This is a genomic window from Kitasatospora sp. NPDC114501, assembly GCF_055633695.1.
The window spans coordinates 157911-179607 of the sequence record NZ_JBVKDS010000001.1 but is presented as its reverse complement, the minus strand read 5'-3'; the positions used below and the strand labels follow the sequence as shown (position 1 = coordinate 179607).

General features: G+C 73.2%; 22 protein-coding genes. 4 read left to right on the top strand and 18 right to left on the bottom strand.

Going from position 1 to position 21697, the window contains the following annotated elements:
• Nucleotides 1–84 precede the first annotated feature (84 nt).
• Both ACZ7RU_RS00740 and leuA read right to left on the bottom strand, forming a co-directional pair.
• A complete protein-coding gene (locus tag ACZ7RU_RS00740; RefSeq protein WP_470338795.1) occupies nt 85–750 on the bottom strand; it encodes a TerB family tellurite resistance protein in 666 nt (221 codons plus the stop codon).
• A gap of 239 nt (nt 751–989) precedes the next feature.
• A complete protein-coding gene (leuA, locus tag ACZ7RU_RS00735; protein WP_470338794.1) occupies nt 990–2786 on the bottom strand; it encodes a 2-isopropylmalate synthase in 1797 nt (598 codons plus the stop codon).
• Nucleotides 2787–3128: 342 nt separating this feature from the next.
• Between leuA and ACZ7RU_RS00730 the strand changes: the two genes are divergently transcribed.
• Both ACZ7RU_RS00730 and ACZ7RU_RS00725 read left to right on the top strand, forming a co-directional pair.
• Nucleotides 3129–4169 carry a M4 family metallopeptidase gene (locus ACZ7RU_RS00730; protein ID WP_470338793.1) on the top strand — a complete coding sequence of 347 codons (1041 nt, stop codon included), beginning with the start codon at nt 3129–3131 and terminating at the stop codon, nt 4167–4169.
• A 129-nt stretch (nt 4170–4298) separates the two neighbouring features.
• Nucleotides 4299–4565, top strand: coding sequence for a protealysin inhibitor emfourin (locus ACZ7RU_RS00725; protein ID WP_401107750.1), 267 nt, complete (start codon nt 4299–4301; stop codon nt 4563–4565).
• Nucleotides 4566–4626: 61 nt separating this feature from the next.
• Here ACZ7RU_RS00725 and ACZ7RU_RS00720 read toward each other — a convergent pair whose 3' ends face one another.
• The 16 genes from ACZ7RU_RS00720 to hrcA form a co-directional block, all read right to left on the bottom strand.
• On the bottom strand, nt 4627–5331 hold the full coding sequence (locus tag ACZ7RU_RS00720; protein ID WP_470338792.1) for an alpha/beta fold hydrolase: 705 nt from the start codon (nt 5329–5331) through the stop codon (nt 4627–4629).
• Between the two features lie 130 nt (nt 5332–5461).
• On the bottom strand, nt 5462–6391 hold the full coding sequence (gene era / locus ACZ7RU_RS00715) for a GTPase Era (RefSeq protein ID WP_470338791.1): 930 nt from the start codon (nt 6389–6391) through the stop codon (nt 5462–5464).
• A gap of 70 nt (nt 6392–6461) precedes the next feature.
• Nucleotides 6462–6638 carry a hypothetical protein gene (locus tag ACZ7RU_RS00710; protein WP_470338790.1) on the bottom strand — a complete coding sequence of 59 codons (177 nt, stop codon included), beginning with the start codon at nt 6636–6638 and terminating at the stop codon, nt 6462–6464.
• Between the two features lie 130 nt (nt 6639–6768).
• Complete coding sequence (locus tag ACZ7RU_RS00705; protein WP_355251546.1) at nt 6769–7122, bottom strand: cytidine deaminase; 354 nt, start codon at nt 7120–7122, stop codon at nt 6769–6771.
• A 28-nt stretch (nt 7123–7150) separates the two neighbouring features.
• On the bottom strand, nt 7151–7699 hold the full coding sequence (locus ACZ7RU_RS00700; RefSeq protein WP_470338789.1) for a DUF4383 domain-containing protein: 549 nt from the start codon (nt 7697–7699) through the stop codon (nt 7151–7153).
• Between the two features lie 36 nt (nt 7700–7735).
• Nucleotides 7736–7972 carry a hypothetical protein gene (locus ACZ7RU_RS00695; RefSeq protein ID WP_470338788.1) on the bottom strand — a complete coding sequence of 79 codons (237 nt, stop codon included), beginning with the start codon at nt 7970–7972 and terminating at the stop codon, nt 7736–7738.
• 33 nt (nt 7973–8005) lie between these two features.
• Complete coding sequence (locus ACZ7RU_RS00690) at nt 8006–9331, bottom strand: hemolysin family protein (protein ID WP_470338787.1); 1326 nt, start codon at nt 9329–9331, stop codon at nt 8006–8008.
• Between the two features lie 19 nt (nt 9332–9350).
• Nucleotides 9351–9845, bottom strand: a complete 495-nt coding sequence (gene ybeY, locus ACZ7RU_RS00685; RefSeq protein WP_030061268.1) for an rRNA maturation RNase YbeY — start codon at nt 9843–9845, stop codon at nt 9351–9353.
• A 14-nt stretch (nt 9846–9859) separates the two neighbouring features.
• Nucleotides 9860–10993 carry a PhoH family protein gene (locus ACZ7RU_RS00680; RefSeq protein ID WP_470338786.1) on the bottom strand — a complete coding sequence of 378 codons (1134 nt, stop codon included), beginning with the start codon at nt 10991–10993 and terminating at the stop codon, nt 9860–9862.
• 260 nt (nt 10994–11253) lie between these two features.
• A complete protein-coding gene (locus tag ACZ7RU_RS00675) occupies nt 11254–12177 on the bottom strand; it encodes a ribonuclease Z (protein WP_470338785.1) in 924 nt (307 codons plus the stop codon).
• Between the two features lie 6 nt (nt 12178–12183).
• Complete coding sequence (locus tag ACZ7RU_RS00670; RefSeq protein WP_470338784.1) at nt 12184–12537, bottom strand: histidine triad nucleotide-binding protein; 354 nt, start codon at nt 12535–12537, stop codon at nt 12184–12186.
• A gap of 52 nt (nt 12538–12589) precedes the next feature.
• Entirely contained in the window at nt 12590–13267 is a 678-nt protein-coding gene (locus tag ACZ7RU_RS00665) for an RDD family protein (protein WP_470338783.1), read from the bottom strand.
• Between the two features lie 109 nt (nt 13268–13376).
• A complete protein-coding gene (locus ACZ7RU_RS00660; protein WP_470338782.1) occupies nt 13377–16619 on the bottom strand; it encodes a S41 family peptidase in 3243 nt (1080 codons plus the stop codon).
• Nucleotides 16620–16749: 130 nt separating this feature from the next.
• The gene (locus tag ACZ7RU_RS00655) at nt 16750–17499 is read right to left on the bottom strand and encodes a 16S rRNA (uracil(1498)-N(3))-methyltransferase (RefSeq protein ID WP_470338781.1); all 750 of its coding nucleotides are present in this window, start codon (nt 17497–17499) and stop codon (nt 16750–16752) included.
• 94 nt (nt 17500–17593) lie between these two features.
• Nucleotides 17594–18733, bottom strand: coding sequence for a molecular chaperone DnaJ (gene dnaJ, locus ACZ7RU_RS00650; protein WP_470338780.1), 1140 nt, complete (start codon nt 18731–18733; stop codon nt 17594–17596).
• A gap of 76 nt (nt 18734–18809) precedes the next feature.
• Nucleotides 18810–19844: a heat-inducible transcriptional repressor HrcA gene (hrcA, locus tag ACZ7RU_RS00645; RefSeq protein ID WP_470338779.1), complete on the bottom strand. Its 1035-nt coding sequence runs from the start codon at nt 19842–19844 to the stop codon at nt 18810–18812.
• A 289-nt stretch (nt 19845–20133) separates the two neighbouring features.
• Here hrcA and htpX point away from each other — a divergent pair, with 289 nt between their 5' ends.
• Both htpX and pspAB read left to right on the top strand, forming a co-directional pair.
• A complete protein-coding gene (gene htpX / locus ACZ7RU_RS00640; protein ID WP_470338778.1) occupies nt 20134–21054 on the top strand; it encodes a zinc metalloprotease HtpX in 921 nt (306 codons plus the stop codon).
• A gap of 36 nt (nt 21055–21090) precedes the next feature.
• Nucleotides 21091–21681: a PspA-associated protein PspAB gene (gene pspAB, locus ACZ7RU_RS00635; RefSeq protein WP_470338777.1), complete on the top strand. Its 591-nt coding sequence runs from the start codon at nt 21091–21093 to the stop codon at nt 21679–21681.
• Nucleotides 21682–21697: the final 16 nt, after the last annotated feature.

Sequence of the window (21697 nt, the reverse complement as noted above, 5' to 3'; positions counted from 1 at the left end):
GCGGGCCCGAGGTGGGGAGCGGGCCCGTTTTGTGGGGGATTCGAGATGGTCTGCGGGGAGGCGCGGCCTCCAGGACGGACGCCGCTACTTGTACGGCGTCCTGGTCGCCGCCTCCAGCAGCGCCCCGACCCGGGACTGCGGCACGTCCAGGCAGCGCCCGACCGCGGCCAGCGCCTCGCGCTCCTGCGGCAGGTAGCGCCCGTCCGCCAGCGCGATGGCCGCGCCCTGCAGCAGCAGCCGCTCGCGGCCCTGCCGGGCCAGGTGCGGGGTGAGCGGTTCGAGCACCGCGTGCAATTCGACGGCCAGGCCGCCGGACATCCCGTGGGCCTCGTGGAGTTCGCCGCCGAGTCCGGAGAGCGCGGCGAGCGCGGCCAGCACCTGGGCCTCGCCGCAGTCCTCGAACCCGGCCTCGCGCACCGCCGCGCAGGCCGCGTCGCGGGCCGCCCGGTGAGCGGTGCCGCCGGCCGCGAGCAGGGCCAGCGCGACGGTGTACTGGGCGTCCCGCAGCATCGCGCCGAGGCGCACGCAGGTGGGCTGCTCCAGGCTCTCGACGCCGTACCTGCCGTGGCAGCCGGTGCACTGCACACTGCCGATCACCGGGCCGAGCGGGACCACCGGGGCCCCCAGCAACCGCAGCCACCGCCGGCCGTGCTGCCGGCGGTAGTTGCGGTCCCCGCCACAGCCCGGGCAGAAGAAGTCACCGAGAACGTCAGTCCGCCACCGCGGGCGAACACCCCACAACCTGGTCACGGCGCCACTCCCCAGACATGGCAGGCGGCCTGCTCGACGATGGGCAGGTCACGCGACCGGACACCGAGGCCGTCCCACCGACCCGGCTTTCCGGTGGATCGATGTTGCCACGGTTACCGGCACGTGTCAGTACCTCGAACGGCTTCCGATTCGAAAAAATGTGGCGCAGGCCACAACGGCCGGTGGACGCGGCGAAGGGCCGCCCCGGGGGACGGCCCTTCGCACACCACCCGTTCGAATTAGGCGCGCTGCGAGCGGTTGACGGCGCTGATCATGGCCTTCAGCGAGGCCAGCACGGTGTTGCCGTCGATGCCCACGCCCCACAGCACCTTGCCGTCCACCGCGCACTCCACGTAGGCGGCGGCCTGGGCGTCGCCGCCCTCGCTCAGCGCGTGCTCGGCGTAGTCCAGGACGCGCACGTCCACGCCGATCCGGGCCAGCGCGTCGGCGAAGGCCGAGACCGGGCCGTTGCCGGCACCGGTCAGGGTCACCGGGGCGCCGTCCACCAGGGCCTCGGCGGTCAGCGCGTCCCGGCCGTCCTCGGTGGTCAGGGTGCGCGAGCCGCTCAGCGAGATCCGGCCCCACGGGTTGTCGGTGGTCGGCAGGTACTCGTCCTCGAAGACCCGCCAGATCTCGGCCGGGCTGACCTCGCCGCCCTCGGCGTCGGTCTTGGCCTGGATGATCCGGGAGAACTCGATCTGCATCCGGCGCGGCAGGTCCAGCTTGTGGTCGTTCTTCAGCACGTACGCCACGCCGCCCTTGCCGGACTGGCTGTTGACCCGGATGACCGCCTCGTAGGTGCGGCCGACGTCCTTCGGGTCGATCGGCAGGTACGGCACGCCCCAGGCGTGCTCCTCCACCGGCACGCCCGCGGCCGCGGCGTCCGCCTCCAGGGCGTCGAAGCCCTTCTTGATGGCGTCCTGGTGCGAGCCGGAGAAGGAGGTGTACACCAGGTCGCCGGCGTACGGGTGGCGCGGGTGCACCTCCATCTGGTTGCAGTACTCGGCGGTGCGGCGCACCTCGTCGATGTCGGAGAAGTCGATCTGCGGGTCGATGCCCTGCGAGAACAGGTTCATCCCCAGCGTCACCAGGTCGACGTTGCCGGTCCGCTCGCCCTGCCCGAACAGGCAGCCCTCGATCCGGTCGGCACCCGCCATGTAGGCCAGCTCGGCGGAGGCGACGGCGGTGCCGCGGTCGTTGTGCGGGTGCACCGACAGGCAGACGAACTCGCGCCGGGACAGGTGGCGCGACATCCACTCGAACTGGTCGGCCTGGACGTTCGGGGTGGCCCGCTCGACGGTGGCGGGCAGGTTCAGGATGATCTCGCGGCCCTCGCCCGGCTGCCAGACGTCCATGACCGCCTCGCAGACCTCCAGCGCGAAGTCCAGCTCGGTGTCGACGAAGATCTCCGGCGAGTACTGGTAGCCGAAGACGGTCTCGTCGCCCAGCAGCTTCTCCGCGTACTCCATCACCAGCCGGGTGCCCTCGGTGGCGATCGCCCTGGTGGCCGCCCGGTCGTTGCGGAACACCACCCGGCGGAACAGCGGTGCGGTCGCGTTGTACAGGTGGACGGTCGCCCGCGGTGCGCCGACCAGCGACTCCACGGTCTTCTCGATCAGTTCCTCGCGGGCCTGGGTCAGCACCGAGATGGTGACGTCCTCCGGGATCGCCCCCTCCTCGATCAGCGACCGTACGAAGGCGTGGTCGGTGGCCCCGGAGGAGGGGAAGCCGACCTCGATCTCCTTGTAGCCCATCTTCACCAGCAGGTCGAACATCATGCGCTTGCGGGCCGGCGACATCGGGTCGATCAGCGCCTGGTTGCCGTCCCGCAGGTCGGTGGACAGCCAGCGCGGCGCCTTGGTGATCACCTGGTCCGGCCAGGTGCGGTCCGGCAGGTCGACGGTGCCGAACGGCAGGTAGCGCCCGTACCGCATGCCGGAGGGGTGCTGGCGCACCGAGGCGGCGGTGATCGGGGTGGGACGGTCCACGAAGGGACGGCCGGCGGGGGCGGACGCGGCGGAGTTCTGCTCGGTCATGGAGGTGACTCGGCTTCCTGTGATGCGTGGAGCGGGCGGGTCGGGGGAGGTCAACACCTGGTTGACACCGACTGGCCGGCCTCTGCTGCCGCTCGCGATACACCGTCGGATCGCCGATCGCGCGCACAGCACGTTCCCCGCGGCGAGGGAGCCGGCCCCAGTGGACTACAGGCCCTCGACGCGGCAGCTAAGAAGAAGCAGCCCGATGCGCATGATGGCCCCAGCGTAACCCAGCGCCGCGCGCCCCCGAAGTGATCCGGCCCACCGTTCCACTCCTTGAGACACCGGCCGGTCCCGTCAAAGGTGGTGACAACCGGTCACCGATGCCTCACCCTGGGCAACATGACCGCAGCAGTAGCGATCTGCACGATCGTCCCGCCGTACGTCCTGGACCGCCTCGCCGAGGCCGGTCACGAGCCCGCCGTCCACTCCCTGGCCCTCGACGCCGCGCACCGCACGGCCCGCCTCTCCCCCGCCCCGCCGGCGGCCGCCGCCCCGCCGGTCGCCGCCGCCCCCGGCCTGAACCGGGTGGTCTACGACGCCGGCCACGGCCAGCGGCTGCCCGGACGCAGCGTGCGCGGCGAGGGCCGGCCCGCGTCCTCCGACCGCTCCGTCAACCAGGCCTACGACGGCCTCGGCGCCACCTTCGCGCTCTACGCGGACGTCTTCGGCCGGCACTCGATCGACGACCGGAACCTGCGGCTGGACGCCAGCGTCCACTACGGCCGCAACTACGACAACGCCTTCTGGAACGGCCACCAGATGGTGTTCGGCGACGGCGACAACGTGGTGTTCGGCGACTTCACCGCCTGCGTCGACGTCATCGGCCACGAACTCACCCACGGCGTCACCCAGTTCACCGCCGGGCTGGACTACCAGGACCAGCCCGGCGCGCTCAACGAGTCGGTCTCCGACGTCTTCGGCTCGCTGGTCAAGCAGTACGCGCTGCACCAGGGCGCCGCCGACGCCGACTGGCTGATCGGTGCCGGGCTGCTCGCCCCCGGCGTCCAGGGCGTGGCGCTGCGCTCGATGAAGGCGCCCGGCACCGCCTACGACGACCCGCAGCTCGGCAAGGACCCGCAGCCCGCGCACATGCGGGACTACGTGAACACCTCCCGGGACAACGGCGGGGTGCACATCAACTCCGGCATCCCCAACCACGCGTTCTACCTGCTGGCCACCGCGCTCGGCGGCTCGGCCTGGGAGCGCGCGGGGCGGATCTGGTACGACGCGCTGACCGGGGGCACGCTGCCCGCCACCGCCGACTTCACCGCGTTCGCCCGGGCCACCGTGGCCGCCGCCAGGGCCCGTCACCCCGACGACCGGTCGGTCGCGGACACCGTCACGGCCTCCTGGGCGCAGGTCGGGATCAGCCCGACCTGACCTCCGGCGCCGGTACGCGGCGGCCCCGGGCACGCCTGAAGGGTGGTCGGGACCGGGTTGAGGCGGGCTCGAGGTCACGGTCCGGGAAAAGCCCGGCAAATCCCCTCCCCGCGTAGCACCATGGACACCATGCGCATCCAGGTGACCCGGACCGGCGGCTTCGCGGGGATCGTCCGCCAGGCGGAGATCGACACCGCCGACCGCACGGACGCCCCGCACGTGCACGCACTCGCCCGCGAGGCCGTCGCGGGCGGGCTGCGCGCGCCCTCGTACGGGGTGCCGGACGGCTTCCACTACGAGATCACCGTCGACGGCCGGTCGGTGTACTGCGCCGACCCGAAGCTCACCGACTCGCAGCGGGAGCTGATCTCCCTGGTGCTGCGCGAGGGCGCGTAGCACCTGCGCGACGGCGCGCGGCACCCGGCGCGAGGCCGCGCGGCACCAGGGAGACCAGGGGTCAGAGCCAGCCGTCGAGCGCGGCCAGGAAGCCGGCCGGGTCGTCCCGGTGGACGGTGTGGCCCGTGCCGGGGACGGTGCGCACCTCGAAGCCCCGGGCGCGCAGCGCCTCGGCGCTCGCCGCGTCCACCAGCAGGCTGCGGTCGGCCAGCACCACCAGCGAGGGCACCGCCGGCCGGGCCGGCAGGTCCGATCCGGCCTCGGCCATGGCCTGCGCCGAGTCCGGGTCCCAGGCGGCCACGGCGGCGAGTTCGGCGTCCACGTCGGCCGGTTCCCACTTCGGGCTGAGCGCGACGACCTCCTCCCGGGTGAGGTGCCTCAGCTCCGCCATCACCCGCGGGTCCATCCCGGACTGGGCGAACCGCCAGGCCGGGTCGACGTACACCGCGCGGGCAGGCTTCAGCCGCTCGACCGCGTCGGCCAGCGCGATGCCGCCCAGCGAGTGGCCGATCGCCAGCTCCGGCCCGGCCGGCACGGTCTCCAGCAGGTCCTCGGCGTACGCCTCCAACGGGTAGCGCTCCCGCGGGCTCGCCCCGGTGCCGCGCGGGCTGGCCCCGTGCCCGCGCAGGTCGACGGCGACCACCCGGTAGCCCCGCTCGGCCAGCGCCGGGCCGACCAGCCGCCAGGTGCGGTGGTCGGACATGATGCCGTGCACCAGCACGGCCAGCCGGTCCCCGCTGCCCCACTCCCGGGTGTGCAACTTCATCGCGGTGTTCCCCTTCTGACGTCGCGTACGGGCGGGCCACGGCGAAGGCCCGCCCGGACGCACAACGTCCGGGCGGGCCCCAGGCCTCCCGGCGGCGCGAACTCCCGCGCGCCGGGCTCGGATTCCGGGCTCAGAAGCCCAGCTTGCGCAGCTGCTTGGGGTCGCGCTGCCAGTCCTTGGCGACCTTGACGTGCAGGTCCAGGTAGACCGGCGTGCCGAGCAGCGCCTCGATGTGCTTGCGGGCGGTGGTGCCGACGTGCTTGAGCCGCGAGCCCTTGGCGCCGATCACGATCGCCTTCTGGCTCTGCCGCTCGATGTAGACGTTGGCGTGGATGTCCAGCAGCGGGCGGTCCGCCGGGCGGCCCTCGCGCGGCAGCATCTCCTCGACCACCACGGCCAGCGAGTGCGGGAGTTCGTCGCGCACGCCCTCCAGCGCGGCCTCGCGGATCAGCTCGGCGACCATGACCTGCTCGGGCTCGTCGGTGAGGTCGCCGGCCGGGTAGAGCTGGTCGCCCTCCGGCAGCAGCTTGGTGAGCAGGTCGGCGACCAGCTCCACCTGCTTGTCGCCCACCGCGGAGACCGGGATGATCTCGGCCCACTCGAAGCCCAGCTCGACGCCGAGCTGCTGGATGGCGATGAGCTGCTCGGCCAGGCGCTTGGAGTCGACCAGGTCGGTCTTGGTGACGATGGCGACCTTCGGGGTCTTCTTGATCCCGGCGATCTCCTTGGCGATGAACTTGTCGCCGGGGCCGATCTTCTGGTCGGCGGGCAGGCAGAAACCGATCACGTCGACCTCGGCCCAGGTGGTGCGGACCAGGTCGTTGAGGCGCTCGCCGAGCAGGGTGCGCGGCTTGTGGAGACCGGGGGTGTCGACCAGCACGAGCTGGGCGTCCGGGCGGTGCACGATGCCGCGAACGGTGTGCCGGGTGGTCTGCGGGCGGTCGGAGGTGATCGCGACCTTCGTCCCCACCAGGGCGTTGGTCAGGGTCGACTTGCCCGCGTTGGGCCGGCCGACGAAGCACGCGAACCCGGAGCGGTACGAGGAGGAAGGGGCATTCATGGGCTCCATTCTCCCTGATCACCGGAGCCCCGCTGCCCGGGCCCACCCCCGGGGGCGCCCGGAGGCCCGCTCAGCCCTTCTTTCCGCCCTTCCCGCCGGTGCCGTCGGTGGGGATCAGCGAGACCACCACCAGCACCAGCAGGAAGCCGAGCGAGCCGAACAGCCAGGCCTCCGACCCCGTCTCCTGCCACTTGCCCAGCCCCATCACGAACAGCAGCAGCCCGGCGAAGAACGCCACCGCCCCCATGCCCCAGCCCCCTCACCCGGTCCCACTCCCCCGGTGAGATTATCTGCCGGACATGGGCGGGCGGTACCGCCGCCGAAGGCCCGCGCCACCCCCGCACCAGCCCCCGTACGAGCCCTCGCCGGGAACGGCCTCAGCGCGCCTCGGCGGACACCCGCAGCGTCCCGTCCGGGCCGGCCAGCAGCACCGGCGTCCCGGCCCCGCCCAGGTCCCGCACGGCCGCCAGGTCCGCCTCGGCCGGCTGCTCCGCCTCGCTCACCACGGCCGCCGCCTCCAGCGACCGAGCGCCGCTGGCCACCGCCATCGCCACCGCCGTCTGCAGGGCGCTCAGCCGCAGCGACTCCAGCGCGACCGTCCCGGCCACGTAGGTGCGTCCGGTCTCGTCACGCACCGCGGCCCCCTCGGCGACGCCGTTGCGGGCGCGGGCCGAGCGGGCCAGGGTGATGATCTTCTTGTCTTCGGGGTCGAGCTCGACGATGTCACTCATGCCGCCGAGCATAGGCACCCGGCGCCGGTCAGTGGCCGACCGGGTGGGTCCGCCCCGGGTTCGGCTTCAGGACCTTGACGAAGGTCTTCGGCCCGGTCGGCCGCGCCTCCTCGTTCTCGACGCGCTCGCGCCAGAACGGGTTGTCGTGCGGCAGGTGGCTGCTCACCCGGCCGTACATCCCGAAGGTCGTCAGGACGATCCCGAAGACGAACGCGAACAGCACGTTCGACATCCGGAAGTTGAGGATGTTCGCGTCCGGCCGCCCGAGCACCGCCAGCCCGTAGAAGCCGGACAGGACGAACAGCACGCCCGCCGCCATGTTGAGGTTGGACGCGAAGTTCCCGCCGACCACCGCCCCCAGCACCAGGATCGCGCCCACCACGATGGACAGGATGCTCAGCGCCCCGTTGGTCGACAGCCCGGCGATCCGGTCACCGTGGGTGGCCAGGAAGCCGGGGTGGTCGGCCAGCCCCAGGCACCCGAACACGATCAGGAAGATCCCCCCCAGCCCCGCCCCGATCCGCCACACCAGGGCGAGGCGGCGGTCGACGGGCTTCAGCGTGTCTTGCAGCTTCATGGCGACCTCCAGAGCTCGGCCATGGTCCAGCCGTGTCTAGCTGTAGGGATGGAGCCTCTCCATGTGCGGCGTCTCGTGCATGTAGAGCGAGCCGCACTGCTGGCAGCAGCGCAGCCCGGTGCCCCACTCCTCCTCGGGCCGCGTCTCTGCGTCGTCGGACATCGTCCGGCCGCAGAGCGCCACCGACAGGTCCTCGTCCCGCACCACGTGCCAGGACTTGACTCCGCCGGCCGCCCCCTGCGGGCCGTACTCCGCGCGAAGTTTGTGCGTCATGCCCTCCATGGTCGCTCGGCGACCGCGCACCCGCTACTCGCCCGCCGGGACCCCGGCCCCGTCGGTGCCCCGCACGGGGGCGGCGACCATGGAACCGATCCGGTTGCGGCGGCCGGCCGAGGACTCGGCGGTCAGCAGGATGCCGGTCAGACCGCCGTCGACCGGCTCGGGCAGCGGGATCTCGCAGGCCGAGCCGGGGATCGGCACCCGGCCCAGGTGCTTGGCCAGCAGGCCGCCGACGGTCTCGACGTCCTCGTCCTCCAGCTCGATGCCGAACAGCTCGCCCAGGTCCTCCACCAGCAGCCGGGCGGTGATCCGGTACGAGCCGTCGCCGAGGTCCTCCACCGGGGCGATCTCCCGGTCGTACTCGTCGGTGATCTCGCCGACGATCTCCTCCAGGATGTCCTCGATGGTGACCAGGCCGGCCGTGCCGCCGTACTCGTCGATCACGATCGCCACGTGCGAGCGGCGCTGCTGCATCTCGCGCAGCAGGTCGCCGGCCGGCTTGGAGTCCGGGACGAAGACGGCCGGGCGTATCACCGCGCCGACCTCCTCGGACTCCGCCTCCCGGTTGATGTGGGTGCGCCGCACCAGGTCCTTGAGGTAGACGATGCCGACCACGTCGTCCTCGTTGTCGCCGACCACCGGGATCCGCGAGAAGCCCGAGCGCAGCGCCAGGGTGAGCGCCTGCCGGACGGTCTTGTGCCGCTCGATCATCACCAGGTCGGTGCGCGGCACCATCACCTCGCGCACGATGGTGTCGCCCAGCTCGAAGACCGAGTGCACCATCCGGCGCTCCTCGTCCTCGATCAGGTCGTCCTTCTCGGCGAGGTCCACCAGGGACCGCAGCTCCGCCTCGGAGGCGAACGGGCCCTCCCGGTAGCCCTTGCCCGGGGTCAGCGCGTTGCCGAGCAGGATCAGCAGCCGCGGGATCGGGCCCAGCACCGCCGCCAGCGGCAGCAGCACGAAGGAGGCCGCGGTCGCGGTGGTGAGCGGGTGCTGACGCCCGATCGTGCGCGGCGAGACCCCCACCGCGACGAAGGACACCAGCACCATCACGCCGAACGCCAGCAGCACGGCCTGCCAGGTCGGGCTGACGTTGCGCACGCACACCACGGTGACCAGGACGGCCGCCGCCATCTCGCTGGCCACCCGGATCAGGGTGGCCAGGTTGAGGTAGCGGATCGGGTCGGAGGCGACGGTCAGCAGCCGCGCGGAGCCGCGCCGGCCGCTGCGCACCGCCTCCTCCGCCCGGAACCGGGAGACCCGGGAGATGCCCGCCTCGGCGCACGCGGCCAGCCAGCCGAGCACGACGAGCAGCACGGCACCGAGGATGAAGCTCGTACTCTCACCACTCACAGGGGTTCGGGCTCCGCGCTCAGTGGGTGGTGGGGGCCGGGGAGATGCCGCCGAGGCCGCGGCCCGCCCGCCAGTCGTCCAGGATGCGCTTCTGGAGGGCGAACATCTCCTCCTCTTCCTCCGGCTCCTCGTGGTCGTAGCCGAGGACGTGCAGCACGCCGTGCACGGTGAGCAGTTGCAGCTCCTCGTCCATCGAGTGCTTGGAGGGGGCCGCCTTGCCCTGCTGCTCGGCGACCTCGGGGCAGAGCACGATGTCCCCGAGCAGGCCCTGCGGCAGCTCCTCGCCCTCCTTGCCGGGACGCAGCTCGTCCATCGGGAAGGACATCACGTCCGTGGGCCCGGGGAGGTCCATCCACTGGATGTGCAGCTCCTCCATCGCCGCACCGTCCACCAGGATCACGGACAGTTCGGACTGCGGGTGGATCCGCATCTTGTCCAGGGCGAAGCGGGCGACGTCGAGGATGGCTTCCTCATCGGCGTCCCAACCGGACTCGTTGGCGATGTCGATCGACATGACGGGCTGTGTGCTCAGCTTTCGGTGCGATGGGACTGTCGGGGTGCGCGGGGCGCGGTGGTCTTGCCGGGGCGCCGCTGGGCGGGCTTGCGGGCCGCCGGAGCGGCGTCCTCGGCCTCCTGGCGGGCGTCCCAGCGCTCGTAGGCGTCCACGATCCGGCCGACCAGCTTGTGGCGGACCACGTCGGTGCTGGTGAGGACGGAGAAGTGGATGTCGGGCACGTCGGCCAGGATCTCCTGGACGACCTTGAGGCCGCTGCGGGTGCCGCCCGGGAGGTCGATCTGGCTGGTGTCGCCGGTGACCACCACCCGGGAGTTGAACCCGAGGCGGGTGAGGAACATCTTCATCTGCTCGGGCGAGGTGTTCTGGGCCTCGTCGAGGATGATGAAGGCGTCGTTGAGGGTGCGGCCGCGCATGTACGCGAGCGGGGCGACCTCGATGGTGCCGGCCGCCATCAGGCGCGGGATGGAGTCCGGGTCCATCATGTCGTGCAGCGCGTCGTACAGCGGGCGCAGGTACGGGTCGATCTTCTCGTAGAGGGTGCCGGGCAGGAAGCCCAGCCGCTCCCCCGCCTCGACCGCGGGGCGGGTCAGGATGATCCGGTTGACCTCCTTGGCCTGGAGGGCCTGGACGGCCTTGGCCATCGCCAGGTAGGTCTTGCCGGTACCGGCCGGGCCGAGGCCGAAGACGATCGTGTGCCGGTCGATCGCCTCGACGTAGCGCTGCTGGTTGAGGGTCTTGGGGCGGATCGTGCGGCCCCGGTTGGACAGGATGTTCGCGGTGAACACCTGGGAGGGCGCCGGGCTGTCCGGGTCCTGCTCCTGGCTGCGGAGCATGGCGATGGAGCGCTCCACGGAGTCCTCCGTCAGGGGCTGGCCGGTGCGCAGCACCAGCATCATCTCGTTGAAGAGCCGCTGCACGAGGGCGACCTCGGCCCGGGCCCCGGTGGCGGTCACCTCGTTGCCGCGCACGTGGATGTCGGCGGCGGGGAAGCCCTGCTCGATCACGCGCAGCAGCGAGTCCGCGGTGCCGAGCAGGGTGACCATCGGGTGCTTCTCGGGGATGACGATCCGGGCGCTGACGCGGCCGTCGTCGGCCGTTTCGGGGCGCGGCTGTCCGTTCGTACGGGTCTGCGATGTGTCACTCATAGGTCGGCGCTGGGGCCTGCCTCATCCCATCCGTGGTCTCGGGTGCCGCTCGGTGTCTCCGGGGCACCAGGGTACGCCGCGAGCGTGATCGCCGTGGCGGGCGGCGGGGCCGCACCCGACGATGCTGCGGCAGTTCGCGGGCCGACGCGAACCCTTTTTCCGGCTGTTCACGACCTTCACAGCGCTCGCGGCGCGCCCCGTCTTCCCGACGCCGGCGCCGGGGGTGCCCAGGACGGCCACGACGGCCACGGTCGCGGTGGTCACGACGGGCGGCGGGCCGGCACGGGCACCCGGTCGAGGTCGGCGGCCAGCACCAGCTCCCCGTCGAAGTGCTTGCGGGCGTCGGCCAGGTGCTGGCCGAGGTCCGGGTAGCGCTGGGAGAAGTGGGTCAGCACCAGGGTGCGCACCCCGGCCTCGGCGGCGACCTTGGCGGCCTGCCCGGCGGTGAGGTGGCCGTGCTCCTCGGCGAGCCGGGCGTCGGCGTCGGTGAAGGTCGCCTCGACGACCAGCAGGTCGGCGCCCTCGGCGAGCGCGTACACGCCCTCGCACAGCCGGGTGTCCATGACGAAGGCGAACTTCTGGCCCGGCCGCGGCTCGCTGACCTCACCCAGGGTGACGGTGCGGCCGTCCGCCTCGATCGCGCCCTCGTGCTGGAGCCGGCCCACCGCCGGGCCGCGCACGCCGAGCGCGGCGAGCCGCTCAGGCAGCAGCCGGCGGCCGTCCGGCTCGGACAGCCGGTAGCCGAAGGACTCCACCGGGTGGTCCAGCCGGACGGCGTCCAGCGCGAAGCGGGCGCCGGGCGCGGGCAGCGGCCCGGCCTCGTCGATCGGCCGGGGCCGCAGCACGGCCGTCTCGTGGTAGGCGGTGGAGTGCCGCAGCCGCTCGAAGTAGACCTCGCCGGAGGCCGGGAAGTAGACGTCGACCGGGTGCGGGACCCGGTCCAGGTTGATCCGCTGGATCACCCCGGCGAGCCCCAGGCAGTGGTCCCCGTGGAAGTGGGTGACCGCGATCCTGGTGATCTGGGTGGCGGTGACCCCGGCGTGCAGCATCTGGCGCTGGGTGCCCTCGCCGGGGTCGAACAGCAGGCCCTCGCCGTCCCAGCGCAGCAGGTAGCCGTTGTGGTTGCGGTGCCGGGTGGGCACCTGGCTGGCGGTGCCGAGGACGACCAGTTCGCGCTGGGACACCTGCGGTCAGACCATGCGCTCGGTCATCGGCTTGCCGCCGAGCACGTGGACGTGCGCGTGGAAGACGGTCTGCCCGGCGCCCGCACCCGTGTTGAAGATCAGCCGGTAGTCCTCGATGCCCTCGTCCCTGGCCACCGCGCCCGCCTCGGCGAGCAGTTCGCCGGCGGTCTCCGGCTCGGCGGCGGCCAGCGCGGCCGCGTTCGGGTAGTGGACGTGCGGGATCACCAGCACGTGCACGGGCGCCTTGGGGGCGATGTCGCGGAAGGCGAGGATGCGCTCGGTCTTGCGCACCACGGTCGCCGGGATCTCGCCCGCCACGATCTTGCAGAACAGGCAGTCGGACTGCGGCTCGCCGGCCATGGCTCTCTCCTCGGGATCGGTACGTCGGGTGGTGGGGCGGTACGGGCGCAGCCTAGCCGAGCCGGGCGACGGCCTGCTGGTACTCCTGGAGGTGCTTCCAGCGCACCGCGCGCATGCCGACGACGTCGCCGTCGTCGGTGTCGAAGTCCTCGGTGAGGAAGGCGACCGCGAGGATGACGAAGCCGATCAGCCAGCGCCTGGTGAGCCGCCAGGTGTTCGGCCGCATCACGCCCTTGCGGCGCACCACCCGCATCGCCATGATCCCCTTGCCCACGCTGAAGCCGGTGAGCCGGGCGAGCACCACCTGGTTGAGGAAGGACGCGCCGAGGCCGACCACCAGCAGCGCCACGAAGTAGGGCACCACCGGCCCGCCGCTCTGCACGGCGTGGCCGGCCACGTGCCGGGTCTTCGGGCGGCTGGCGGCGTTGGCGGCGACGAAGCCGAGGCCGATCGCGAACAGCCAGTCCAGCACGATCGCCAGGAACCGCCGGCCGCCGCCCGCCTCCTTGGGGCAGGGCGGCAACGCCGCCCGCCGCGGCTGCCCGGGCTGCGGGTAGGGGTTCGGGTACGGCTGGGCGTACCCCTGCGGCGGCTGGGCCTGCGGCACGTAGCCCTGCGGCGGGTACGGCTGGGCCGGCGGGTAGGCCTGCGGCTGCGCCGGCGGATAGGGCTGCGGCTGCTGTGCGTAAGGATTCTGGCCGTACTGCGGCGGCGGGTAGCCCTGCGCCATGGTGGTTCCCCCGTGTGCTGTGGATCAAGAGCAGCCCCGCATCCTACCCACGCCCCCGTGCTCCGGAGCAGGAGGTCGGACGGGCCGACTTCCCGCTCCGGAGCGGCGCTCAACCAACCCGTTGGAGCCAGGGCAGCGGCGGCGCCGTACGGGCCGGGGTCTCGGCGAGCCTCGCCAAGGCGATCCGGACGCCCTCGGACAGCTGAGGGTCCTCGCCGGCCGCCCAGTGGTGCGGGGCGAACGGCACCTCGACGTCCGGGTCGACGCCGTGGTTCTCCAGGCCCCAGCCGTAGTTCTCCAGCCAGATCGCGTACTTGGGCTGGGTGACCAGGGTGCCGTCGACCAGCCGGTAGCGGCTGTCGATGCCGATCACCCCGCCCCAGGTGCGGGTGCCGACCACCGGGCCGATCCCGAGCGCCTGGACGGCGGCGTTGACCACGTCCCCGTCCGAGCCGGTGAACTCGTCGGCGAGCGCGACCACCGGCCCGCGCGGGGCGTCCGCCGGGTAGGGCACCGGGTGGTCGGTGTCCCGGATGACGTCCCAGCCGATGATCCGGCGGGCCAGCTTCTCGATCACCAGCTGCGAGGTGTGGCCGCCGCGGTTCCCCCGGACGTCGACGACCAGGCCCTCCCTGGCCATCTCGCTGCTCAGGTCGCGGTGCAGCTGCGCCCAGCCGGCCGTCTGCATGTCGGGCAGGTGGAGGTAGCCCAGCCGCCCGCCGGACAGTTCGCGCACTACGGCCCGCCGCCCGGCCACCCAGTCGTGGTAGCGCAGCGCCTCCTCGTCGGCGAGCGGGACGACCACCGGGTGGCGCCGGTCGGTGCCGTCCTTCCCGGCCACGGTCAGCTCGACCGGCTGCCCGGCGGCGCCGGCCAGCAGCGGGGCCGGGCCGGTGACCGGGTCCACCGGGCGGCCGTTGACGGCGAGCAGCGCGTCGCCCGGGCGGATCGCGGCGCCGGGCGCGGCCAGCGGCGAGCGGGCCCTGGGGTCGGAGGACTCCCCGGGCAGGATCCGGCCGATCCGCCACCGTTCGCCGTCCCGGACCAGGTCGGCGCCGAGCAGGCCCTGCTGCCGGGCGGGCTCGGTGTACCGGCCGTACGGCATCACGTAGGCGTGCGAGGTGCCGAGTTCGCCGTGCACCTCCCAGAGCAGGTCGACCAGTTCGTCGTGCGAGCCGACCCGCTCGACCAGCGGCCGGTAGCGCTCCAGCACCCCGTCCCAGTCGACGCCGGAGAGGTCGGGGCGCCAGAAGTTGTCCCGCATCAGCCGGCCGTTCTCGGCGTACATCTGCTGCCACTCGGCGGCCGGGTCGACGGTCACCCGCAGCCGGGCGAGGTCGACGGTGGTCTCCTCGTCGTCGCCGCCCTTGTGGTCGGCCGGGACGACCCGCAGCTCGCCCTCGTCCAGCACGGCCACCCGGGTGCCGTCCGCGCTGACCGCGAAGTCGTCCAGGCCGTGCACCAGTTGCTCGACCCGGCGCTTCCTCAGGTCGAAGCGCTCCAGCACCGGGCGGGGCCGGTCGTCGTCCAGCGAGGCGGCCCCGTCACCGAGCTCCCCGGTCAGCGGGGCCCTGGTCCAGAGCACGCCGTCCTTGGCGGCGGCCAGTTCCTCGAAGCGGCCGCCCTCGACCGGGAAGGCGATGATCCGGTCGGCGATGCCGTCCAGGTCCACCCTGGTCGCCGGCGCGGCGTCGGCCGCCTCCTCGCCGTCCGCCTTCCCGGCCTTCTGCTCGTCCTCCTCCCCGCCGAGCGGGCGCCCGGCCCGCTGCGGGCCGAACGGGGACGGCGTGTCGGCGGCCAGCGTGACGAGGTAGGGGCGGCAGCCGTTCGGGAAGGACAGGTCGAAGACGTGCGCGTCGTAGACCGGGTCGAAGTTGCGCACCGACAGGAAGGCCAGGTAGCGGCCGTCCGCGGTGAAGGAGGGCGAGGTGTCCACGAAGCGCGGCTGGGTGACCTCGCCGACCGTCCGGGTGGCCAGGTTGGCCAGCACGATCTGGCGCAGCGAGTGCGGGCCCATCCCGCGCACCGGGCGCGACCAGGCCAGCCAGGCCGAGTCCGGGCTGAAGGCCGGCCCGCCGGGCTCGCCGTCGGCGCTGCGGTCCAGCTCGTGCACGGCGCCGTCGGCCAGCGAGACCAGCAGCAGCCGGCCGTCGTGCACGCCGAGCGCGGCCTGCTTGCCGTCCGGGGAGACCGCCAGCGAGTTGACCCTGCCGAGCAGCCCCGCGGCGAGCCGGCGGCGCTCCTCGCCGTGCAGGTCGGGGGCGAACTCCAGGGCGTCCTCGCCCTCGGCGTCGGTCACCCACAGCACGCCCTGGGCGCCGTCCTCGCCGGGCACCACCCGGACCAGGCGCCCGCGCACGCCCGGGGTCTCGTCCAGCACCCGGGCCGGGCCCTCGCGGTGGGTCAGCCAGTGCACGCTGCCGCGCACCACCACGGCGCTGCCCCGGCCGGTGCGGTCGGGGGCGACGGACTCCAGCCAGTGCGCGGCGGGCACCGGGCGGGGGCGGCGCCCGGCCCGGGGGCCGGCCAGCCGGACGTCCAGCCGGCGCGGCTCGGCGCCCTCCAGGTCGTCCAGCAGCCAGAGGTCGCCGGCCCGGTGGAAGACCACCCGGGTGCCGTCGGTGCCGGCGTTCCGGGCGTAGAAGCCGTCGGGGTCGGTGGTGTGGCGGCGCAGGTCGGTGCCGTCCGGGCGGCTGGACCACAGCTCGCCGACGCCCTCGTGGTCGGAGAGGAAGGCGATCCTCTCCCCCGCCCAGATCGGCGAGTCCAGCTGCCCGTCCAGCTCGGCGTGGACGCGGACGAACTCGTCCCGGCCGAGCCACAGCTTGCCGGCCCGCCCGCCCCGGTACCGCTTCCACCACGCCGGGTCGCGGCCGTTGACGCTGCCCAGCAGCACCCGGTCGCCGCCCGGCTCGAAGGCGAGCCCGCCGACCGGCCCGTACGGCAGCCGCCGCGGTTCGCCACCGTCCAGCGGCACGGCGTGCGCCCAGGTGCGGCGGAAGCTCGCCTCGCCGGCGGCGGTGGCGGCGATCGGGCGGCCGTCGGCGGTCCAGCCGAGCACCCGGGTCTGGTGGCTGCCCCAGTGGGTGAGCCGGCGCGACGGGCCGCCGTCCACCGGCACCACGTGCACCTCCGGGGCGCCGTCCCGGGTGGAGGTGAAGGCGAGGTGCCGCCCGTCCGGGGAGAACCTCGGGTGGTGGACCGGCAGGTGGTCCGCCGTCAGCCGCCAGGCCCGGCCGCCGTCCAGCGGGGCGAGCCAGAGGTCGTCCTCGGCGACGAAGGCGACCAGGTCGCCGTGCAGGTGGGGATGGCGCAGGTAGGCGCCGGCCGGGGTGCTCAGGGAGTCCGTCACCCGGCCAGCCTAGGCAGCCGCGCGTACGGGCCGCGCCGTTTTCGGCAGACTCCCGGCGCCGCCCGCGGACGGTCGTGACGCGCTCGCGCCGGGCGCCGTCCCGGGCGCCCTGAGCGCCCTCCGGGCGCCGTCAGGACCAGCGGCCGGTGCGCCCGAGCAGCAGTGCGCCGGCGGCCACCCCGGCGGTGGAGGTGCGCAGCACCGAGGGGCCCAGCCGGTACGGCGCGGCGCCCGCCTCGGCGAAGGCGGCCAGCTCCTCCGGGGAGACCCCGCCCTCGGGGCCGACCACCAGGACGATGTCCCCGGTCTCCGGCAGCCCGGCGTGCGCCAGCGGCTCGGCGCCCTCCTCGTGCAGCACGGCGGCGAACGCGGCCTGCGCCAGGACGGGGACCAGCTGCCGGGTGGTCATGACGTCCCGGACCAGGGGGAAGCGCAGCCGGCGGGACTGCTTGCCCGCCTCCCGGGCGGTGGCCCGCCACTTGGCGAGGGCCTTGCCGCCGCGCTCGCCCTTCCACTGGGTGATGCAGCGCGAGGCGGACCACGGGATCACCACGTCTACGCCGACCTCGGTCATGGTCTCCACGGCCAGCTCGCCGCGGTCGCCCTTGGGCAGCGCCTGGACGACCACGATCCGCGGCGCGGGCGCCGGCTCCCGGCGCACGGCCGCGACCGCCACGTCGATCTCGTCCTTGCCGAGCACCTCGGCGACCGTGCCGTCCACGCCGAGCCCCAGCCCGTCGGCCAGGGTCACCGCCTCGCCCGGCTGCAACCGCTTCACCGCGGCCGCGTGCCGCCCCTCCGGGCCGTCCAGGCGCACCACGGCCCCGGGGACGGCGGCGGCGATCAGCTCGGTCTCGACGAAGAAGACGGGCGCGGTCATGGCGGGGACCTTTCCAGGAGGGGCCTGCGGCCGGAGGGGGGAAACACGGGAGGGGTGCCGGGGGCTCAACCCCCCGGCACCCCTCCGCCGACGGCTACCGGCCGTTGAAGGCGTCCTTCAGCCGGGAGAACAGGCCCTGCTGGCCCGGCGCGAACTGGCCGGACGGCCGCTCCTCGCCGCGCAGCACCGCGAGGCGGCGCAGCAGGTCCTCCTGCTCGGCGTCGAGCTTGCTGGGCGTCTTCACCTCGACGTGCACTATCAGGTCGCCCCGGCCGCCGCCGCGCAGGTGGGTGATGCCCCGGCCGTGCAGCGGGATCGACTGGCCGGACTGGGTGCCGGGCCGGATGTCGACCTCCTCCAGGCCGTCCAGGGTCTGCAACGGCACCTGGGTGCCGAGCGCGGCCGCCGTCATCGGGATGGTGACGGTGCAGTGCAGGTCGTCCCCGCGCCGCTGGAAGATGTTGTGGCTGGTCTCGGCGATCTCCACGTACAGGTCGCCGGCCGGGCCGCCGCCGGGGCCGACCTCGCCCTCGCCGGCCAGCTGGATCCGGGTGCCGTTGTCGACACCGGCCGGGATCTTGACGGTCAGGGTGCGCCGGGCGCGGACCCGGCCGTCGCCGGCGCACTCCGGGCACGGGGTCGGCACGACGGTGCCGAAGCCCTGGCACTGCGGGCAGGGACGGGAGGTCATGACCTGGCCCAGGAAGGACCGGGTGACCTGGGAGACCTCGCCCTTGCCGCGGCACATGTCACAGGTCTGCGCCGAGGTGCCGGGGGCCGCGCCCTCGCCACTGCAGGTGGTGCAGGTGACGGCGGTGTCGACCTGGAGCTCCTTGGTGGTGCCGAAGGCGGCCTCCTCCAGGGTGATCTCCAGCCGGATCATGGCGTCCTGGCCGCGGCGGGTGCGCGAGCGCGGGCCGCGCTGGCCGGCCGCGGCGCCGAAGAAGGCGTCCATGATGTCGGAGAAGCCGAAGCCGGCCGCGCCGGCCCCGAAGCCGCCCGCTCCGCCGCCGCCCGGGGACAGCGGGTCCCCGCCGAGGTCGTAGACCTGGCGCTTCTGCGGATCGGAGAGCACCTCGTAGGCGGCGTTGATCTCCTTGAACCGCTCCTGCGTCTTCGGGTCCGGGTTGACGTCCGGGTGCAGTTCGCGTGCCAGGCGCCGGAACGCCTTCTTGATCTCGTCCTGCCCCGCATCCCGTCGGACGCCGAGTACCGCGTAGTAGTCCGTGGCCACCAAATGCTCCGCTTGTTCCGCCTGTAGTAGTGCTGCGACTGGATGAGCACCATCAGATCCGACGGTGCTCCTTGTGCTAGGACTCGGCCAGGATCTGACCCACGTACCGCGCCACCGCTCGCACCGCCCCCATTGTGCCCGGATAGTCCATCCGGGTCGGACCGATCACACCCAGTTTCGCCACGCTCTCGTCGCCCGAACCGTAGCCGACCGAGACGACCGAGGTGGAAGTCAGCCCCTCGTAGGCGTTCTCCCGCCCGATCCGGACCGTCATCGCGGCGTCCGCGGTCTCACCCAGGAGGCGGAGCAGGACGACCTGCTCCTCCAGGGCCTCCAGCACCGGCTGGATGGAGAGCGGGAAGTCGTGCCCGAAGCGGGTCAGGTTGGCCGTGCCGGCCAGCATGATCCGCTCCTCGTTCTGCTCGGCGAGCGTTTCGAACAGGGTCGCCAGGACCGTGCTGACGGTCGGCCGGTCGGCCTGCTCGAAGTGCGCCGGCAGCTCCTCCAGCAGCCCGGGGACCTCCGGGAGGCGCCGGCCGGCGGCTCTCGCGTTGATCCGGGCCCGGAGGTCCGCCAGCACCGTCTCGCCGACCGGGCCCGGGCAGTCGACCATCCGCTGCTCGACCCGGCCGGTGTTGGTGATCAGGACCAGCATGACCTTCGCCGGGGCGAGCGCCACCAGCTCGATGTGCCGGACGGTGGAGCGCGTCAACGAGGGGTACTGCACCACCGCGACCTGCCGGGTCAGCTGGGCGAGCAGCCGCACCGTGCGGGCGACCACGTCGTCCAGGTCGACCGCGCCGTCCAGGAAGTGCCGGATGGCCCGGCGCTCGGGGGCGCTCATCGGCTTGATCTCGGCGAGCTTGTCGACGAAGAGGCGGTACCCCTTGTCGGTCGGGATCCGGCCCGCGCTGGTGTGCGGCTGGTGGATGTAACCCTCCTCCTCCAGCGCCGCCATGTCGTTGCGGACGGTCGCCGGCGAGACCCCGAGGTTGTGCCGTTCCACCAGGGCCTTGGAGCCGACCGGCTCCTCGGTGCCCACGTAGTCCTGCACGATCGCGCGGAGCACGGCGAGCTTGCGTTCGTCGAGCTGGCGGACCTCACCGGCCATGGGGCACGCACCTCCGTCTTCGCACGTTGTCCGACTGTGTCCCTCGTTGCTGCGGGCCGCTCCGGGAGGCCCTCGGTCTTGGCACTCTGAACTCGCGAGTGCCAGAACCGTACCTGCCAGTGTAAGGCCCGGGTCCTACGGCAGGAACGGCCCGACCGGGGTGATCCTCCCCGCAGTTCCGCCCACGGCCCGCGAGGGCCCCGCGGTTCGATCCTCCCGACGCCGGGGTGGTGCCGGGAGGCCGTCCGGGTGGCAGCATCGAAGGCGACGGCGAACGGAGGAGCAAGCGATGTCGAGCTCGGGCCAGCACAACCGTTTCGCACCCGACCGCGGCCTGACCGGCCGCATGGTCGCCACGATGTTCGTGATCGGGCTGCTGTACGTCGGTTTCACGGGCCTGCTGATCGCGCTGATGCGCGGCGCCTGGCCGCTGATCGTACTGATCTCCGGCGGGCTGTTCGTGGCCCAGTTCTGGTTCAGCGACCGGATCACCGAGCGGGCGATGGGCGCCCACCGGGTGTCCCCCGAGGAGTTCCCCCAGCTGCACGGCACCGTCGACCGGCTCTGTGCCCTGGCCGACATGCCCAAGCCCCGGGTGGCGGTCGCCGACAACGACATGCCGAACGCCTTCGCCACCGGCCGCAACCCGCAGAACGCGGTGGTCTGCGTGACCACCGGGCTGCTGCGCCGGCTGGAGCCGGAGGAACTGGAGGGCGTCCTCGCGCACGAGCTGTCGCACGTCGCGCACCGGGACGTCGCGGTGATGACGATCGCCGGCTTCCTCGGCGTCCTCGCCGGGGCGATGACCCGGATCGCCGTGTACGGCGGGTTCATGGGCGGCGGGCGCAACAACAACGACCAGAACGCGGCCGTCCTGGCACTGATCATCCCGCTGGTGTCGATGGTCGTCTACGCGGTCAGCTTCCTGCTCACCCGGCTGCTGTCCCGCTACCGCGAGCTGGCCGCGGACCGGGCCGCCGCCCAGCTCACCGGCCGGCCCAGCGCGCTGGCCTCCGCGCTCACCAAGGTGACCGGGCAGATCGCGGCCATCCCCAGCAAGGACCTGCGCCAGGCCCAGCCGTACAACGCCTTCTACTTCGCCCCCGCGCTGAGCGCCCGGGAGACCGCCTCGCAGCTGCTGTCCACCCACCCGAGCCTGGAGAAGCGGCTGGAGCAGCTGGCGAGGATCTCCGGGCAGCTCGGCCGCTGACCCCGCCCGACGAGTTTCCGACCCGAGAGGACCGCCGTGGGAATCCTGGACGCCCTGTTCGGCCGCACCAAGCCCGTCAGGCCCGACCTCGACCAGCTGTTCGGCGTGCCGTCCGCCGCGCTCACCCTGGAGGCCGGGGCCGGGTTCACCCCCACCGGGCTCGGCTCGGTCTGCTTCGCGGCCGTCGAGGGCGCGGCCTTCGTCCAGGTCGAGCAGCAGGTCCGGGCGCTACTGGACGCCGACACCGGGCGCGGCGGCGTCCCGGTGGAGGCCTCCAAGGACGCCTACGGCTACTCCTGGCTGCTCGCCCGGCACCGGCCCGAGGAGCTGCCGGAGCTGGTGAACGACCTGCACGCGGTCAACAGCGAGCTGGAGGCGAACGGCTTCGGGCCGCAGCTGCTCTGCTCGCTGGTCGCCTTCCGGAACCCGGAGGGGCAGCCGCTGGCCCTGGTCTACCTGTACAAGCGCGGGACCTTCTACCCGCTGTGTATACGCCCTGGCGGCCAGGAGAAGCGGAACAACCCTCTGGAGATCGAGATCTCCAACATGCTCAAGAACGATCTTCGCATCGAACCAGACTTGAGCCGCTGGTTCCCCCTGTGGGGTGCACCGGGCATAGAGGCGTGAGCGTGGGACGATCCCT

What these genes read in the sequence shown, in the direction of transcription:
- ACZ7RU_RS00655 (WP_470338781.1), bottom strand. Translation starts at nt 17,499, where the DNA reads ATGACCGCGCCCGTCTTCTTCGTCGAGACCGAGCTGATCGCCGCCGCC.
- ACZ7RU_RS00710 (WP_470338790.1), bottom strand. Translation starts at nt 6,638, where the DNA reads ATGGGGGCGGTGGCGTTCTTCGCCGGGCTGCTGCTGTTCGTGATGGGG.
- leuA (WP_470338794.1), bottom strand. Translation starts at nt 2,786, where the DNA reads ATGACCGAGCAGAACTCCGCCGCGTCCGCCCCCGCCGGCCGTCCCTTC.
- ybeY (WP_030061268.1), bottom strand. Translation starts at nt 9,845, where the DNA reads ATGTCGATCGACATCGCCAACGAGTCCGGTTGGGACGCCGATGAGGAA.
- ACZ7RU_RS00705 (WP_355251546.1), bottom strand. Translation starts at nt 7,122, where the DNA reads ATGAGTGACATCGTCGAGCTCGACCCCGAAGACAAGAAGATCATCACC.
- ACZ7RU_RS00670 (WP_470338784.1), bottom strand. Translation starts at nt 12,537, where the DNA reads ATGGCCGGCGAGCCGCAGTCCGACTGCCTGTTCTGCAAGATCGTGGCG.
- ACZ7RU_RS00730 (WP_470338793.1), top strand. Translation starts at nt 3,129, where the DNA reads ATGACCGCAGCAGTAGCGATCTGCACGATCGTCCCGCCGTACGTCCTG.
- htpX (WP_470338778.1), top strand. Translation starts at nt 20,134, where the DNA reads ATGTCGAGCTCGGGCCAGCACAACCGTTTCGCACCCGACCGCGGCCTG.
- ACZ7RU_RS00665 (WP_470338783.1), bottom strand. Translation starts at nt 13,267, where the DNA reads ATGGCGCAGGGCTACCCGCCGCCGCAGTACGGCCAGAATCCTTACGCA.
- ACZ7RU_RS00680 (WP_470338786.1), bottom strand. Translation starts at nt 10,993, where the DNA reads ATGAGTGACACATCGCAGACCCGTACGAACGGACAGCCGCGCCCCGAA.
- ACZ7RU_RS00695 (WP_470338788.1), bottom strand. Translation starts at nt 7,972, where the DNA reads ATGACGCACAAACTTCGCGCGGAGTACGGCCCGCAGGGGGCGGCCGGC.
- ACZ7RU_RS00720 (WP_470338792.1), bottom strand. Translation starts at nt 5,331, where the DNA reads ATGAAGTTGCACACCCGGGAGTGGGGCAGCGGGGACCGGCTGGCCGTG.
- ACZ7RU_RS00700 (WP_470338789.1), bottom strand. Translation starts at nt 7,699, where the DNA reads ATGAAGCTGCAAGACACGCTGAAGCCCGTCGACCGCCGCCTCGCCCTG.
- era (WP_470338791.1), bottom strand. Translation starts at nt 6,391, where the DNA reads ATGAATGCCCCTTCCTCCTCGTACCGCTCCGGGTTCGCGTGCTTCGTC.
- ACZ7RU_RS00725 (WP_401107750.1), top strand. Translation starts at nt 4,299, where the DNA reads ATGCGCATCCAGGTGACCCGGACCGGCGGCTTCGCGGGGATCGTCCGC.
- hrcA (WP_470338779.1), bottom strand. Translation starts at nt 19,844, where the DNA reads ATGGCCGGTGAGGTCCGCCAGCTCGACGAACGCAAGCTCGCCGTGCTC.